The organism is Microbacterium mitrae (assembly GCF_008017445.1).
Taxonomy (GTDB): Bacteria; Actinomycetota; Actinomycetes; order Actinomycetales; family Microbacteriaceae; genus Microbacterium; species Microbacterium mitrae.
Genome location: NZ_VRSW01000002.1, coordinates 499403 through 515545, shown reverse-complemented (window position 1 = coordinate 515545; position 16143 = coordinate 499403). Strand labels below are relative to the sequence as shown.

The 16143-nt window shown below is 63.4% G+C and carries 15 protein-coding genes and 1 tRNA gene; 10 read left to right on the top strand and 6 right to left on the bottom strand.

Translation table 11 applies throughout. From position 1 onward, the window contains the following. Positions 1 to 5 precede the first annotated feature (5 nt). Positions 6 to 344, top strand: a complete 339-nt coding sequence (locus FVP60_RS09235; RefSeq protein ID WP_147825961.1) for a cupin domain-containing protein — start codon at positions 6 to 8, stop codon at positions 342 to 344. Between the two features lie 13 nt (positions 345 to 357). On the opposite strand, the gene FVP60_RS09230 is transcribed toward FVP60_RS09235, so the two are convergent. After that, on the bottom strand, positions 358 to 1989 hold the full coding sequence (locus FVP60_RS09230) for a PucR family transcriptional regulator (protein WP_147825960.1): 1632 nt from the start codon (positions 1987 to 1989) through the stop codon (positions 358 to 360). Positions 1990 to 2078: 89 nt separating this feature from the next. Between FVP60_RS09230 and FVP60_RS09225 the strand changes: the two genes are divergently transcribed. The 4 genes from FVP60_RS09225 to FVP60_RS09210 are packed head-to-tail and all read left to right on the top strand — an operon-like array spanning position 2079 to position 7870. Then, positions 2079 to 3566, top strand: a complete 1488-nt coding sequence (locus FVP60_RS09225; protein ID WP_147825959.1) for a CoA-acylating methylmalonate-semialdehyde dehydrogenase — start codon at positions 2079 to 2081, stop codon at positions 3564 to 3566. A gap of 18 nt (positions 3567 to 3584) precedes the next feature. Then, positions 3585 to 4946: an aspartate aminotransferase family protein gene (locus FVP60_RS09220; protein WP_147825958.1), complete on the top strand. Its 1362-nt coding sequence runs from the start codon at positions 3585 to 3587 to the stop codon at positions 4944 to 4946. Positions 4947 to 4953: 7 nt separating this feature from the next. Next, a complete protein-coding gene (locus FVP60_RS09215) occupies positions 4954 to 6423 on the top strand; it encodes a gamma-aminobutyraldehyde dehydrogenase (protein ID WP_147825957.1) in 1470 nt (489 codons plus the stop codon). A 55-nt stretch (positions 6424 to 6478) separates the two neighbouring features. Next, positions 6479 to 7870, top strand: a complete 1392-nt coding sequence (locus FVP60_RS09210) for an aspartate aminotransferase family protein (RefSeq protein ID WP_147825956.1) — start codon at positions 6479 to 6481, stop codon at positions 7868 to 7870. Positions 7871 to 7914: 44 nt separating this feature from the next. Here the strand turns inward: FVP60_RS09210 and FVP60_RS09205 are convergent, their stop codons facing one another. From FVP60_RS09205 to FVP60_RS09195, 3 genes are all read right to left on the bottom strand, one after another. Beyond that, on the bottom strand, positions 7915 to 9285 hold the full coding sequence (locus FVP60_RS09205) for an NAD(P)/FAD-dependent oxidoreductase (protein WP_147825955.1): 1371 nt from the start codon (positions 9283 to 9285) through the stop codon (positions 7915 to 7917). 126 nt (positions 9286 to 9411) lie between these two features. Then, positions 9412 to 9489: transfer RNA gene (locus FVP60_RS09200), tRNA-Ile, on the bottom strand. 41 nt (positions 9490 to 9530) lie between these two features. Then, entirely contained in the window at positions 9531 to 10610 is a 1080-nt protein-coding gene (locus tag FVP60_RS09195) for a DMT family transporter (RefSeq protein ID WP_147826029.1), read from the bottom strand. Positions 10611 to 10656: 46 nt separating this feature from the next. Between FVP60_RS09195 and def the strand changes: the two genes are divergently transcribed. The 3 genes from def to FVP60_RS13140 all read left to right on the top strand — a co-directional run bounded on the left by def (position 10657) and on the right by FVP60_RS13140 (position 13437). Further along, on the top strand, positions 10657 to 11223 hold the full coding sequence (gene def / locus FVP60_RS09190; protein ID WP_147825954.1) for a peptide deformylase: 567 nt from the start codon (positions 10657 to 10659) through the stop codon (positions 11221 to 11223). A 109-nt stretch (positions 11224 to 11332) separates the two neighbouring features. Next, positions 11333 to 11860: a septum formation family protein gene (locus FVP60_RS09185; RefSeq protein WP_147825953.1), complete on the top strand. Its 528-nt coding sequence runs from the start codon at positions 11333 to 11335 to the stop codon at positions 11858 to 11860. Positions 11861 to 12162: 302 nt separating this feature from the next. Then, a complete protein-coding gene (locus FVP60_RS13140) occupies positions 12163 to 13437 on the top strand; it encodes a hypothetical protein (protein ID WP_147825952.1) in 1275 nt (424 codons plus the stop codon). Positions 13438 to 13491: 54 nt separating this feature from the next. Here the strand turns inward: FVP60_RS13140 and FVP60_RS09175 are convergent, their stop codons facing one another. Continuing rightward, on the bottom strand, positions 13492 to 14439 hold the full coding sequence (locus FVP60_RS09175) for an AraC family transcriptional regulator (protein WP_147825951.1): 948 nt from the start codon (positions 14437 to 14439) through the stop codon (positions 13492 to 13494). A 112-nt stretch (positions 14440 to 14551) separates the two neighbouring features. On the opposite strand from FVP60_RS09175, the gene FVP60_RS09170 reads away from it, so the two are divergent. Both FVP60_RS09170 and FVP60_RS09165 read left to right on the top strand, forming a co-directional pair. After that, positions 14552 to 15250: an alpha/beta hydrolase gene (locus tag FVP60_RS09170; protein WP_147825950.1), complete on the top strand. Its 699-nt coding sequence runs from the start codon at positions 14552 to 14554 to the stop codon at positions 15248 to 15250. Between the two features lie 104 nt (positions 15251 to 15354). After that, positions 15355 to 15918 carry a septum formation family protein gene (locus FVP60_RS09165; RefSeq protein WP_147825949.1) on the top strand — a complete coding sequence of 188 codons (564 nt, stop codon included), beginning with the start codon at positions 15355 to 15357 and terminating at the stop codon, positions 15916 to 15918. Positions 15919 to 15966: 48 nt separating this feature from the next. Here FVP60_RS09165 and FVP60_RS13045 read toward each other — a convergent pair whose 3' ends face one another. Beyond that, positions 15967 to 16116, bottom strand: coding sequence for a hypothetical protein (locus tag FVP60_RS13045; RefSeq protein WP_187240623.1), 150 nt, complete (start codon positions 16114 to 16116; stop codon positions 15967 to 15969). Between the last annotated feature and the right edge of the window lie 27 nt (positions 16117 to 16143).

Below are 16143 nucleotides of genomic sequence, written 5' to 3'. Positions count from 1 at the left end.
GGATCATGAATGAACTGACGCCTGGCACGATTCTTGACCCGCGAACCACTGATCTTGAGCACGAGCCGGTGCCTGATGACCAGGTCGTTTTCGGCGAGCCATCGACGGCTGTTTTAGAAATCACCGAGAACAGCGGCGTGTGGGAAATGACGCCCGGCGCCATGCGCGACGTCGAATCGGATGAGCTCTTCATGGTGCTCTCCGGGCACGCGGTTCTCGAGTTCGTGAATCCGCCGCAGCCAGCACTGATGTTGCACGCCGGCGTGATCGTGCGTCTCGTTGACGGCATGCGCACCGAGTGGACCGTCACCGAGACGCTTCGCAAGGTGTATTGGACACCCTGACTCTCCCACCGCCCTATCGCCGTGCGCGCCTGCGCACCAGTAGCGCGATATGGAGTGCCGTCTGAATCTCGCCATCGTCAAGGTTCACTCCGAGCAGTTCTTCGATCAGCGTGATGCGTTGGTAAAACACCGAGCGCGACAGGTGCGAGGCGGTCGCCGCAGCGGTGCGGTTGCTGGGGTGCTGCAGCATCGCCTCCAACACATCGAGCAGATCGCCCTGCCGCGTCAGGTCGTAGTCGATGAGCGGCGCCAGCATGCGCTCACCGTGTTCGAGCAGTCGGTGATCATCGCGCAGGCTGGTCACCAGACGCATAAGCGGGCGCTGCTCCGAACGCCGAATCTGCGGCCCGATGCCGGTCAACCGTGCGGAATGGGCAAGGTCAATCGCTTCCTGCAACGACTGCATGGCACCATCTACCCCTTCGGTGAGCCGGCCGACAGAAACCAGCGCCCGATCGGGTGCATCGGTAATCGCCCGCACGAATGCCAGTGCCCGATCATCACCAAACTCGGCACCGGCCTTGAGCCCCACCAGAATCGTGGCTGCGGGCTGCGCCACACCGCGCGGTGCAGAGCCGGTCAGCGCTCTCCCGCCGAGCGCCCGAGCCGCCGTGTCGGCACGCTCATCGTTGACGGGAACACCTGAAACCACGAGCCCGATGAGCCTCCCGTCCACCGGCATGCCTGCGGCGCTCAGACGCGCACCAACGCCGCCAAGACCAGAAAAACGTCCCGTGAGTAGGCCGTCAAGCAACCGTCGCCGACCGATGGCCGCCCACTCATCGCGTTCCGCATCCACGAGCCGGCCGATGGCGAGGGCAACGGCAGCCTGTTGCACCACGTTGTAACGACCCGCACGGTGCCCCGGCCCTGGTAGCGCCACAATGTGTCCCCACCGATGTCCGCGCGCTTCGACGGGCACAATCAACCACCCGTCATCGACAGCGACCTCCTCACTCTGGCCGGCCGCACGGTGAAGCGCGCGAGAACGGGGCTCCCAATCAGTGAAGAGCTTTTGTTCATCGCCCAGCGGTCCATCCGCCACGATGACTTCGTGCGCCAGATTCTCCAGCACGATGCCGCAATTGAGCGTTGTCGCCAACTGTTGCACGACGAAATCGGCGGGTGAACCTCGCAGGGCGAGCGCGGTAAACCTCTCACGCACCTCGTCGCGAGAGCGAAGCGCCGCGGTGTGGGCGCTGATCACGCGTCGGTGGACCGCCTCCGTGACGGTGACAAACTTGATCTCGCGATGCAGCGCCACCAGCGCCAACCCCAACCGGCGTGCCGTGCGTTGCACGATCGACGGCACATAGCGGTAGTGAGTACCGAGCTCGATCACGACGCCTGCGGTTCGCGCCTCGACCAACCCCTCGATGAACGCCTCCAGCGCCTCTGGTTCCGTCGGCCATGCCGACGCCGTCGTGAGGATAAGTTCGCCGCCGACGAGCAGTCTGGCGACGTCTGCGCTGTCGGAGGCGTGCACCCAGCGCACCGGGACTGTGAGGGCGTCATCGCCCACCAGAATCTCCGGTTGGCCGGCCAACACCGCATCTTCGCGAAGCACATCACGTACGGTCAGTTGCCCGAGCGGGGGCTCCGGACGATTTGTTTGACCAACGCGATCTTCGTGACGTTCAGCCATGCCTCTGCCTATCTCTTCTGCGTCAAACTGTGATCAGAAGCCTAGCCGGACACACGGTCAGATCGTCCGGATTCCGTGAACGGAGAAGAATGAACCTCGTCAAGCACCACATCGGTGGCACCGCCACCGCCACCGCAGAACGCACCGGCCAGGTGTTCAACCCGGCAACGGGGGCCGTGCAGCGCCAGGTCGCGTTTGCCTCGGCCGCCGAGGCCGAGCAGGCCATTCAGACGGCGAAGGCGGCATTGGCTGGGTGGCGCGAAACGGGCTTGATCAAGCGCGCCGATGTGTTCTTCAAACTGCGCCATCTACTCGTGGAACGCCAGCACGAGCTGGCAGCGATCATCACCAATGAGCATGGCAAGGTGCTCTCCGACGCGCTGGGTGAAATCAGCCGTGGCATCGAGAACATCGAGTTCGCGGCGGGTCTGGTTCACCACCTGAAGGGCGAGCACTCTGAGCAGGTCTCGCGTGGTGTCGACGTGCACTCCACGCGTCAGCCGGTCGGCGTGGTCGCCTGCATCACCCCCTTCAACTTTCCCGTCATGGTTCCGCTGTGGATGGTGGCCTCCGCCATCGCGTGCGGCAACACGGTGATTCTCAAGCCCAGTGAAAAGGACCCATCGGCCGCGAACTTCATCGTGCAGCTGTTTGAAGACGCGGGGTTGCCCGCCGGCGTGCTCAACGTGCTCCACGGCGACAAGGTTGCCGTGGATGCGCTGCTCGACTCCCCCGATGTTCGCGCCATCAGCTTCGTTGGTTCCACCCCGATTGCACGGAGCATTTACCAGCGGGCCAGCGCCAATGGCAAGCGCGTGCAGGCCCTCGGCGGCGCAAAGAACCACATGGTCGTGATGCCCGATGCCGACCTTGATTCGGCGGCAGACGCTGCCGTCTCGGCTGCATACGGTTCGGCTGGCGAACGATGCATGGCCATCTCGGTGCTCGTCGCCGTCGGCGACGCAACCGCCGACGCGCTGATCGAGAAGGTTGCCAGCCGCGTCGCATCGCTGCAGATTGGCGATGGCACCAACGAGGCGAGCGAAATGGGTCCGCTGATCACGCGCGAGCACCGCGACAAGGTGGCCTCGTATGTCACGGGAGCGACGGCCGAGGGCGCGACAGTGGTGATCGACGGAACCACGCAGCAGTTTGATGACGATGGCTTCTTTATCGGCGTGAGCCTGGTCGATAACGTGCGCCCGGGCATGAAGGTGTACGACGACGAGATCTTCGGCCCGGTGCTGAGCGTTGTTCGCGTTGAAACCTTCGACGAGGCCGTCGCGCTGATCAACGCGAATCAGTTCGCGAATGGCACGGCGGTATTCACCCGCGACGGACGTACCGCTCGCCAGTTCGAGGTCGAGATTGAGGTCGGCATGGTCGGCATTAACGTGCCGATTCCGGTGCCGGTTGGCGCCTACTCCTTTGGCGGATGGCGCAACTCCCTGTTTGGCGACTCTCACATCTACGGGCCCGAATCCATTCACTTCTACACCCGCACCAAGGTCACAACGACGCGCTGGCCAGACAACACGGCAACGCAGGTCGACCTCGGTTTTCCGAGCAACCACTGAAGACAAGAGAGACCCGCGATGAGCGTTATTCCTGCCGTAGACCAGGCCGCAGAAGCCCAGGTTCGCGCCGATGACCGCACCCACGTTTTCCACTCATGGAGCGCGCAAGCCCTCATTGACCCGCCACCCGTCGCCGGTGGTTCCGGCGCCACCTTCTGGGACTACCAGGGCAACAGCTACCTCGACTTCTCGTCACAGCTCGTCAACCTGAACCTCGGGCACCAGCACCCCGACCTGGTGGCGGCGATTGTGAAGCAGGCTGAGCGACTTGCGACAATTCAGCCTTCGATGGCGAACGATGTGCGCGGTGAGCTGGCGCGCCTGATTTCCGAGGTCAGCCCCGAGGGCTTCACCAAGGTTTTCTTCACCAATGGCGGTGCCGATGCCAACGAAAATGCCGTGCGCATGGCACGCCTGGTCACCGGCAAGCGCAAGGTGCTGTCGATGTACCGCAGCTACCACGGCAATACAACGACGGCGATCTCCCTCACCGGCGACCCGCGCCGCTGGGCGAACGAGCCGGCCGATGGTTCCGTCGCGAAGTTCTTCGGGCCCTACGCCTACCGGTCGGCGTTTCACGCCGAATCCGAGGAACAGGAGAGCGAACGAGCCCTCGCGCACCTCGAACAGACAATCATCCTGGAGGGCGCCTCAACTATCGGCGCGATCATCATCGAGTCGGTCGTTGGTTCCAACGGCGTCTTGGTGCCGCCACCCGGCTACCTGCGCGGCGTGCGAGCCCTGTGTGACAAATACAACATCATGTGGATCGCCGACGAAGTGATGGTCGGCTTTGGCCGCACCGGGCAATGGTGGAGCTTTCAGGCTGATGGCGCGACCCCGGACCTGATCACGTTCGCGAAGGGCGTGAACTCCGGCTATGTGCCGCTCGGTGGCGTTGTCATTTCCGATCGCATCGCATCGCACTTCGACACCGTCGTCTTCCCCGGTGGACTCACCTACTCCGGCCACCCGCTGGCGTGTGCTGTCGGTGTCGCCACATTTGAGGTGTTTCGTCGCGATGGCATTCTCGAGCGTGTCAACGACCTCGGCGAGCGGATCGTCGCACCGCGTCTCGCGCAGATGGCGGAGCGACACCCGAGCGTCGGCGAGGTGCGCGGTCGCGGTCTGTTCTGGGCGATCGAACTGGTCAAGAACAAAGACACGCGTGAGCCTCTCGTACCGTTCAACGCGTCTGGCGCCGACGCCGCGCCGATGAATGCGTTTGCCGCGGCCGCGAAAAAGGCGGGTGTGTGGCCGTTCATCCACTTCAACCGTACCCACATCGCCCCGCCCCTGATTATCAGCGAAGACGATCTCATCCGCGGGCTGGACGTTATCGACGAGGCGCTGAACGTCGCCGACGGGTACACCGAATAGGGGCGGTATGACGCACTTCATTGGCGGCACGAGCCGCACCAGCGAGACCACACACGTTGTGAACAACCCGGCGACGGGCGAGACGGTGGGGGCCGTTGCGGTCGGCACAATCACAGAGGTCGACGACGCGGTCACTGCCGCCCGCGGCGCGTTCGGCGAATGGTCACGGGCAACGCCTGCGGAACGCTCTGCCGTGATGCTTCGCTGGTCGCAGTTGCTCGACGAGAACGCCGAAGAGCTGGCCCAGCTCGAGAGCGCCCAGGCGGGCAAACCCATTCGGCTCACCCGGGAGTTTGATGTTCCCGGCACCGTCGACAACACCGCGTTCTTTGCGGGGGCGGCACGCAATTTGGAGGGCAAGGCCACGGCGGAGTACTCCCCGACCCACACCTCCTCGATTCGTCGCGAGGCGATCGGCGTCATTGGTTCCATCGCTCCGTGGAACTACCCGCTGCAGATGGCGGCATGGAAGATTCTGCCTGCCGTGGCTGCCGGCAACACCATCGTGCTGAAACCCAGCGAGTTGACCCCGCTCACCTCGTTGCGCTTTGCCGAGATCGCTCATGAGGCGGGGGTTCCCGCCGGCGTCATCAACATTGTCAACGGGCGCGGAACCACGGTGGGTGCTCCCCTGCTTCGTCACCCCGACGTCGACATGGTGTCTTTCACCGGGTCAACGGCCGTGGGCCGTACCGTGCTGGAGGCCGCGGCGACCACCGCGAAACGCGTGCATCTGGAGCTGGGAGGCAAGGCACCGTTTGTGGTGCACGACGACGCCGATCTTCAAGCTGCCATCCGCGGCGCCGTCGCCGGATCTCTCATCAATACCGGCCAGGACTGCACTGCGGCCACGCGCGCCATCGTTCACGAGAGCATCTTTGACGATTTTGTTGCCGGTGTCGCCGACCTCTATCAGCGTATTCAGCTCGGCCCGACGGATGATCCCACGACAGACCAGGGCCCGCTCATTTCGGCTGCGCACCGCGATAAGGTGCACGCCATGGTGACGCGGGCACGGGACTATGCGCAGGTCGTGACCGGCGGAACCATCCCAGGCGGTGCGCTGGAGCGCGGGTTCTATTACCCGCCAACGCTGATCATCGGGGCCGATCCTCGTAGCAAAATTGTTGTCGACGAGATCTTCGGGCCCGTGCTCACCGTGGTTCCGTTTCGCGACGACGACGAAGCTATTCGTCTGGCCAACGACACCGTCTACGGGCTGGCAGCCTCGGTATGGACGAAAGACGTCTACCGGGCACTTCAGGCGACCGAGCAGATTCGGGCGGGCTGCGTGTGGGTCAATGACCACATTTCAATTTTCAGCGAAATGCCGCATGGTGGCATGAAGCAGTCTGGCTTTGGCAAAGACATGTCGACGTACTCGCTTGACGAGTACACCGTCGTTAAGCACGTGGCGTTCGACCGCACCGGTCAGGCGCGACGCGCATGGCACGAAACCATCTTCGGTGAGAAGTGATGAACCTCGCCGTCGGCAGTCAATCATCAACAACAGCAGAAATCGGTGATATCCCGTGACTCAGCTCGACCCCACTGCACAAGCCGCGCTCCAGACCAAGGCGCGCGACCACCTCTGGATGCACTTTGCCCGCCAGTCCGTCATGGACCAGCCGGGCGGCGTTCCGATCATCGTCAAAGGTGAGGGCCACCACATCTTCGATGCGAACGGCAAACGCTATATCGATGGCCTCGCCGGCCTGTTCACCGTGAACGCCGGCCACGGCCGAAAGCGCTTGGCTGAAGTCGCAGCCAAGCAGGCCGAAGAGCTCGCCTTCTTTCCGATCTGGTCGTACGCTCACCCCTCCGCCATCGAGTTGGCCGACCGGCTCGCCTCGTATGCGCCGGGAGACTTGAACCGGGTGTTCTTCTCCACCGGTGGTGGAGAAGCCGTTGAGACCGCGTTCAAGCTCGCAAAGCACTATTGGAAGACGCAGGGGCGTCCAACCAAACACAAGGTGATCTCCCGTGCCATCGCGTACCACGGCACCCCGCAGGGAGCCCTCGCGATCACCGGCCTGCCGGGCATGAAAGAGATGTTTGAGCCCATCACCCCCGGCGGCTTCCGGGTGCCGAACACGAACTATTACCGTGCCGAGGAGATGGGTTTTCAGGGCACGGAAGAACAGTTTGGCCTGTGGGCTGCCAATCGCATCGAAGAGATGATTCAGTTTGAGGGTCCGGAGACGGTTGCGGCTGTCTTTCTCGAACCGGTTCAGAACTCGGGCGGGTGCTTTCCGCCGCCAGCAGGCTACTTTCAGCGGGTGCGCGAAATTTGCGACAAATACGACGTGCTGTTGGTGAGCGACGAAGTCATTTGCGCGTTCGGTCGCATCGGGGAATGGTTCGCCTGCGACGCGTACGGCTACGTGCCCGACATGATCACGTGCGCCAAGGCCATGACGAGCGGCTACGCCCCCATCGGTGCGACCATCGTCAGCGATCGCGTTTACGAGCCGTTCAGCAAGGGAACCATGAGTTTTCCGCACGGCTATACCTTCGGCGGGCACCCGGTCTCGGCCGCGGTGGCTCTGGAGAATCTGGACATCTTTGAAGAGGAACGCCTCAACGAACACGTGCGAGAGAACTCTCCACTGTTTCGGCAAACGCTCGAGAAATTGGGTGACCTACCGATCGTCGGCGATGTGCGCGGAGACGGCTACTTCTTCGGCATTGAGCTGGTGCGAGACAAAGCCACGAAAGAGACGTTCTCCGATGATGAGGCCGAGCGGCTGCTTCGCGGATTCCTCTCCAAGGCGCTGTTCGACGCCGGCCTGTACTGCCGAGCCGATGACCGCGGCGACCCGGTCATCCAGCTCGCACCCCCGCTCACCATTGGTCCGAGCGAATTCACCGAGATCGAGCAGATTCTGCGCGATGTGTTGACGCGCGCCGCAGACCTGGTCTGAAAGCCCGTGGGGTGCCCGCCATTTTCGGCGGGCACCCCACGGCGTTATCTGCCGGCAATGAGGTCAGCAACCCGCGCAGGCAACGGCAGCGTGGTTCCGCCCCGCTCTTCCAGCCGGTCCGCCCACCGATACGCGGTGTAGATGCTGTGCACGGCGACCCAACGCAGTGGTTCCGGCTCCCAGCGGCGCGCGGTGTGGCCCACCCACGGGAGGCGGGTGAGCTCCGAGTCGACCCCCAAAATTAGATCGGCGAGGGTTCGGCCGGCAAGGTTGGCGGAGGCAACGCCGGTGCCAACATAGCCGCCCGCGGCTCCCAAGCCGGTTTCGCGCGAGTAGGTGACACCAGCGGCCCAATCGCGCGGAACGCCCAGCACGCCCGCCCAGCCGTGGGCGATGGGAACCTCGCTGAGGGTTGGGAAGAAGCGGTGCAGCAGTGCCGTGAGGCTCGCGATCGTGCGTTGCTGCGTGCGGCCGTCGGTATCGACTCGCGAACCGTAGCGGTACGGAACCCCGCGCCCGCCAAAGGCGATTCGATCATCCGCCGTGCGCTGCGCATACATATAGACGTGCGCATAGTCGCCCACGGTTTCGCGGCCCTCCCAGCCGATGCTGTCCCACAGCGATGCCGGAACCGGCTCGGTCATGATCATCGAGGAATTCATTGGCAACCAGGTGCGGTGCTCGCCTGTGAGGTCGGCGGTGAAACCCTCGGTTGCCCGAATCACGTGGTCGGCTCGCACTCGGCCGCGGTCTGTCACCGCGACGCCGGGAGTGATTTCAGAGACGCGGGTCGATTCGTAGATGGTGGCGCCGCGCGACTCGACCAGACGCGCCAGATTTCGCACCAGCTTTGCGGGGTGCACGCGCGCGCAGTGCGGATCCCACAGCGCGCCAAGAATGCCGGAAACGTTCAGCCGTTCGCGTGCGGCACCCGCCGACAGGCTCACCAGGTCGGTTCCGGGCCACGATGACTCTGCTGCATATTCGGCGTTCATGCGCGCGAGGTGCGCCGGCTTGTACGCGACCCGCAGCTCCCCGCCGTAATGTGCGTCGGCGTCAAGATTTTCGTCGGCGATTGCGGCAACCACGGCGTCTACCGCCGCATTGTGGGCAAGCTGCTGATCGATCGCAGCCTGGCGGGAATGAGACTGCTCGTAGCGCGCGCGGCCACCGGTTACGGCGCCGCTCACCCACCCGCCGTTTCTTCCCGAGGCACCGAAACCCGCAAACCGTGACTCGACAATGGCGATGCGCACATCGGGCTCTTGCTGCTGCAGAGCATAGGCCGTCCACAGCCCGGTGTAGCCAGCGCCGACGATACACACGTCAACGTCGATGTCTCCGTCCAACGGCGCGCGCATTGGTTCCGCACCAATGTCTTGCCACCAGAACGAAACGTCACCATTGCGCACCATGAAACGCCCTTCACTTGACCTGGTGCCATTCTGACGGCCGAAGGGCGTCGGGTCACCCGATTTTGGCGGGCGACTCGGCGGGATGCGCCGCGCCACCGGACGTTCTGTCTGCTGGCGCGAAGTGCGTGGTAGGGCGGGTGGGACTTGAACCCACGGATCGTCGGGTTATGAGCCCGCTGCCTTAACCAGCTTGGCCACCGCCCCCTGTTGAAATGAGCCTAGCGCAGGCCGATTCCACCTTTATCCTACGCGCGATCCTGCGGCGCGTCAGGGTCGACTGTTGGCGGGAGCAGCGGAGGGGACTCGAGCGGGCCGCTGGCGAACGGAACATCGCCCTCGGCGCGCGGGTGAGGAGGCGTACTGCCTCGCTCGATGCCGATTTCTTGGCTCTCACTGACAACCTGCGGGTGATAACGCGCCAGCTCAATCACACCAAAGATGGCGATGGCGCCGGCAATCGCAAACCCGACGTAGGCCCACACCGGAGCACCAGCGGCCTCACCGAGAACCAGCAGACCAATGAGCACGGCGACGATCGGGTCGATCACCGTCAGGCCCGCGATGACGAGGTCGGGCGGGCCGGAAGCGTGCGCGGTCTGCACGAAGTATCCGCCAACCGCGGTGCCCGCAACCAGCGCGATAACGCACACCAGGGTGAGCCATTCGAAGTCGCCCGCCTGAATGCGCTTGATGACAACCTTTGCCAGCGTCGCAACAAAGCCGTAAATGATGCCGGCGCACAGAATGTAGAACAGCGCGCCCATCTTGCGACGCAGCGCCAGCCACAGCCCGCCAAGCGCAATAATGACAACCATCAAAATGCTCAACACGATCGAGAGCTGATAGTCAGAGACGTCTTTATCTTCGGCGAAGAGCGCGGCGATGAACACAAAGAGGAAGACGCCGCCAACACAACACGAGATGGCGATGACGGAGCGCTTTGTCGGGTTGTGGCCGCTGATTCTCGCGTTGAGAAGCGTCGTCATGACCAGGGCGATTGCACCCAGTGGCTGCACGACGATGAGCGGTGCCTGCGTAAGCGCCGCCAACTGGCAGATGATCGCTAAACCTAGCATCAAGGTTCCGACGACCCAGCTCGGGCGCAACAGCAGCTGTTTGAGGTGATTGCCACTCAGGCCCTTGCCGCCGTCGACGCCGAGGCTAGCCTCGACCTTTTGCACGCCACGGTGCTGATACTGCGTGCCCAGCGACAAAAACGCTGCGCCCGCAATTGCGAGCGGAATGCCGAGCAGAAGGCCGGGATTCTGGAAAACGCCAACCAGCGTCTCCCCCACGTCTCCGACGTTCTCAATCTCGGCAAGTATCACATCACGAGCATAGGGTGTTGGGCGCGCCGACTAGGCTTATCGCGTGGCTATTCGACCAATTTGCATCATGGGTGACCCTGTTCTTCATGCGGTGGCATCCCCCGTCGGCGAGATCACCGAGGAGATCCGCACGCTCGTCGCCGATATGTTCGAGACGATGGACGCAGCCCCTGGCGTTGGGCTCGCTGCCCCCCAGGTTGGTGTGGGACTTCGCATCTACACCTATAACTACGAAGACGATGAGGGTCAGCCGTGGCGCGGTGTGCTTATCAACCCCGAGCTCTTCATGACGCCTGCAGAACCCGGTGATCCCGACGAAGATGAAGAGTCTGAGGGGTGCCTCTCAGTGCCGGGCGAACGCTTTCCGCTGCGCCGCTCCGACCACGTTCGCGTGAGCGGCCTCGATTTGGATGGCAACCCCGTCGACATTGACGTCACCGGTTGGCGCGCCCGCATCATGCAGCACGAATTTGACCACCTCAACGGGGTACTCTACGTCGATCGTCTGCACGATTCAGACTGGAAGACCGTTCAGAAGATCGCGAAGAAGCGCGGCTGGGGTCGGCCCGGACTCTCCTGGACACCGGGAATCGACGGATACGAGAGCTAGCGAGCGTCGGATAAGATATCTGTGAACGCCAAGCGGTCTCGCAGGTCTGGCGTTATCAGCGCTTTGGATAGCGCTTCGTGAATCGTTTCGTTTGGGGAGAATCTCACTCATGACCACCAGCACCATCGCCCGCCGTTCGCTCGTCGCCGGCGCGGCACTTGCACTCGCACTCGGCCTCGGAGGCTGTTCAGCCGTTCAGAACCTGTTCGGCGGCGGCAGCAGCGTCGAACGCGACGAGGATTCGGGCGAAGTTACCGAGCAGGGCACCGGGTCAGCCTTTGACCTGGAGGTTGGCGACTGCCTCAACCTGCCCGCTGCTGACGAATTCAGCGACGTCACCCTGGTTCCGTGCACCGATCCTCACGACGCTGAGGTCATGCTGAACTACGACGCCACCATGACCGAGTTCAGCGAAGACGCCATCTACGCCGAGGCGGAACAGCGTTGCGCTGCGGAATTCCAGTCGTACGTTGGCTCCGACCCGGCAACCTCGAAGTACTACTTCAACTACTTCACGCCGCTCGAGGCTGGCTGGGCAGACGGCGACCGCGTTGTCACCTGCGTCGCCTTCCAGCTCGACGAGGCCGGCCAGAACCTGGTGCAGACGACCGGTTCGATCAAGGGTGCAGCCGAGTAACTCGCAAGCAGTTTTTCGATGGCCCCCGCTTCGGTGGGGGCCATTGTTTTGTGGCAGCACTCTTGGCGCGAGGCGCCAACCTGAACGCTACCTGAGAGCCTTGCCATTTTGCGTCATAAGCTAGTGGATTGCGTGTCTCGTAGCGTGGAGGGTTCACCACAGCGGGGGCGCTCATCGGGAAGAACATACGAAATTGGGGAGATGGGATTGCACACTGTGATCACAACAAAGCTGTACCGGGGGCCGCGGTTCTCGGCGCAAGCCTTCTGGTAGCCGGCGGCATTCTGGTTCCGTCTGCGAGCATGGCAGCGGCTGATCCCGCAACTCTCACCGGCACGATCACGATTCAGACGTCGGTAGAGGACGCTTCCTCTCCTGAGGGCTTCGGGTACGAAATTGCCAGCGCCAACTGCGCGATCGACACCGCCACGACCGCGTCAACCGACGCCGCTGGCGTCGTGACGTTCGCGGGCCTCGCGCTCACCAACGACGAAGGCGCTGACTGCACCTACGACGTCACGGCGCTCGAGCGTGATGGCTACGACATCAACACGTCGGCCACCGCGCTCACGGCCCTCAGCGCCGGTACGACCGAGGTGGTTCCGTCAACCGTGCAGCTGACCGATTCGACCGGAGTGCTGGGCTCGCCCACCCGCAACCCTGAGACGAACGGCAACACGCTCGCCATGTTCTGTCTGGGTGGCGAAAACACCGCCGAGATGCGCGCAGGGCGCGACCCCTTTACCCAACGGTGCACGCTGCCCTGGGATCGCCAGAGCGGTCTTGGCTATGCTGCGGCGGCAGGCACACCGTTCCCTCTTGAGCCTGGCTCCAGTGTCATCGGCGAACTCACGCACTTCAATCAGACCATTCAGCGCGGTTTCCACAACGCGGTGCTCAGCGTGACCCTGACCTTCACCGATACCGCAACGGGAGAGACGGCAACCGTCACCCCGAGCTACACGATCGCGATCGATGAAACAGACGACGTCGTTGTCAGCGCCAGCCGATGCGAGTATCCGGAGGCTGGCGAACTGAACGCGCCGTTTGCATGCGCCGACAAGGTGACGATCTCTGGCGGCGAAGTTTCAAGCTTCGAACTGGGCGGAACCGCCGTTGACCTTCAAGCACGTTTTGGCGTGCTCGCGGCTGACGGAACCTACTCAGAACCAGCCACCACCGTGTTCACCGCAGAGCGCACGAACGCCGAATTCTGCCTGCTGGCAGAGGTCGCCGAGACGTGGGCGGTCACGCCGACGCTGGTCTCGGTGGTTAACGCCGTTGAGGAAGAGCCCGTCGACCCCGTAGACCCGGTTGACCCCGTTGACCCGGTAGACCCTGTAGACCCCGTTGACCCGGTAGACCCGGTCGACCCCGTGGACCCTGTCACGCCCACCGAGGCGCCCGTCACACCCGCGGCACCCGTCACACCCGCCGCGCCGACGACGCCGGCCGGAGCGCTTGCGCAAACCGGTGCTGACGGCGAGACCGCGACGGTCAGCGCCCTGGTGGCTGCCGGCCTGATCGCCGCAGCAGGCGGACTCCTCTTCGCCGCCCGCGCCCGTCGTCGGGCGTAGCTCGAACGCCGCGGGGGTGGTTTCGTCTGAAAAGAAGGAACCACCCCCGCGTTTTTAGTTCAGCCCCGCGGTGCGTTCGTCGATCGGTAGTGCCCCCGATGCGCCGTGATCGGTGTGCGCCCAGCGCGGCGGGGGCACACCAAATCGACGCCGAAACGCGCGGCTAAATGCCGATTCAGAGGCATAGCCAACCTGCACAGCAATCTGGCCCACAGGTTCCGTCGTCGAACGCAACAGGTGTGCGGCTCGCAGCAATCGCCGCTCGACAATATAGGCCGCCGGAGACGCACCCAACAGGCGCGTGAACCGCTCGGCAAACGATGACCGTGACAGATTAGCGCGCTGGGCTAACTCCACAACCGACCAGTCGTGCTGGGGCGTCTGATGAATCGCGCTCAGCACGGGGCCGAGCGCCGGGTCCATCGCGGCGGTCAACCACCCCGGTGACACCAGACCATCGGCCGCCCACGCGCGCAGCGCGTGGATAAATAACAGGTCAAGAATGCGAGAGATCATCACTTGCGAGCCGGGTCGCGCCAATGACACTTCGGTGAGCAGTAGATCACGGCTGAGACGCAACCAGCCGTTTCCACTCTCGGCGCCGCGAATGATGACCGTTGATGGCAGCACAGACAACAGCGGGTCAGCGATGGTGTCTTCAACGAGAAACTCCCCCGTCACCCACGAGGCTGTCGCATCGCCCACCAGGCTGTGAGGCTCGCCCCGCGCGATGAGCACCAGATCCCCTTCGGTAAGCCTCAGGTGCGCACTGCCGTCGCGCAGTTTGAGCTGCACATCCCCGCGCTCGATGATGTGAACCAGACGCGATCCCACAACGTGATTGACGCGACGAGCATCATTGGCGCGGTGGTGCGAAACCGTGCCGCCACGCAAGTGAATGGCGTCAAGAATCTCCGAGAGCGCGTCTGCGGGCAGCTCCTCACGTTTGGCGAACTTCTCATCGTTCGGCGTTTCAGCAAAGTTTGACGGCGTAGCGGCCATAGTTATTGACCTTTCATCCACATGGGCTCCCATCATGCCCGGCACGATGGTGTCTGTACAGAAGCAGTCACCGTGCGGGTACGAACATTAACCACATGGGATGGAGACCGACATGACGGAAAAACCCACAATTGTCTTGGTGCACGGCTTCTGGGGCGGCGCAGCCCACTGGGCCGGTGTCATCGTAGAGCTGCACAAACGCGGCTACACGTCACTGTTCGCCGTCGAGAACCCCTTAACGTCACTGGCCGATGATGCCGAACGCACCCGCAAGATGGTCGCCCAGGTTGATGGCCCCGTGCTTCTTGTCGGTCACTCGTACGGCGGTGCGGTCATCACCGAGGCCGGCGACCTGCCCAACGTGGTCGGACTCGTCTATGTTGCCGCCTTCGCTCCCGATGCCGGGGAAAGCCCCGGGCAGATTAGCCAGGAGATGCCGCCGGCGGCAATCGCGAACCTCGCGCCAGACTCGGACGGTTACCTCTGGATCTTGCAGGACAAGTTCCATGAGAGCTTCTGCCAAGACCTCTCCGAAGACGACGCACTGGTGATGGCATTGACGCAGAAGGCGCCGCTGGCTTCGACCTTCGGCGACAACGTGACGGCGCCGGCGTGGAAGGTGAAGCCGACCTGGTACCAGGTGTCGGCGTCTGACCGCATGATCCACCCCGACAATGAGCGCCGCATGGCCGCGCGCATGTCACCCCGAAAGACGATCGAGCTTGACGCCAGCCACGCGTCTCTCGCGTCTCAGCCGGTGGCGATCTGCGATCTGATTGATGACGCCGTCAACGACCTGGCTGCGTCGTAACCCTGAAATTGCTGGCATCCCACTACTCGGCTGAGTAGAGTGCGAAGGCGGTCCTCTCCACCGGCGAGGGCCGCCTTCGACATTGAATCTGCGAGGGGCACCTGATGAAAACGACGAGAACTCTCCCCGGAGTCGTCCTGACTCTGGCCGCCATCTTGGCCATCACCGGGTGCACCACGACGCTGGATTGGGACTCGGCCGGCAGCTCAGCCACGGGCGACCCCACCCCCGATGCTACGCAATCCTCCCCAGCTCCTGATCCCACGGACACCCCAGAGCCCACCGGCGACCCCACGGTGGTGGATGCTTGGGATCTTGAAGTCGGCGACTGCATCAACATCCCGTCGGGCGACGAGTTCGCCGACGTTGAGAAGGTTCCGTGCGACGCACTTCACGACGCCGAGGTCTACCTCAACTACGACTCCGCGCTCGCCTCCTACGACGAAGACGCCATCTACGACGAGGCGGAGACGGCCTGCGCTGACGGCTTCCGTCTCTACGTCGCCTACGACCCGTACACGTCGAAGTACTTCTTCAACTACTTCACCCCACTCTCGGAGAGCTGGGCCAACGGTGACCGTGCGGTCACCTGCATCGCGTACGAACTCGATGCCAGCGGCCAGAACGTCGTGCCGAGAGTTGGAACCATCAAGGGCGCGGGAGAATAGTCTCACCGCCGCTGCCCGGCGAGGGCGAATCACCCCCGCCGGGTCGCGCTATGGCCGGTCGTCGGGCTCGAGCTCTTCTTCGAGCTGTTCGTCAGAGTCGAAGGACGCGTCATCGGTCTCGCTTGCCGCAACCGCGGCAACTGCCTGCTCGTGAGCGAGCTCTTCAGCCTCTTCTTCGCGGCGTTTCTTGCCGAACATCATTCATCCCCGATCTGTTCTTGACGA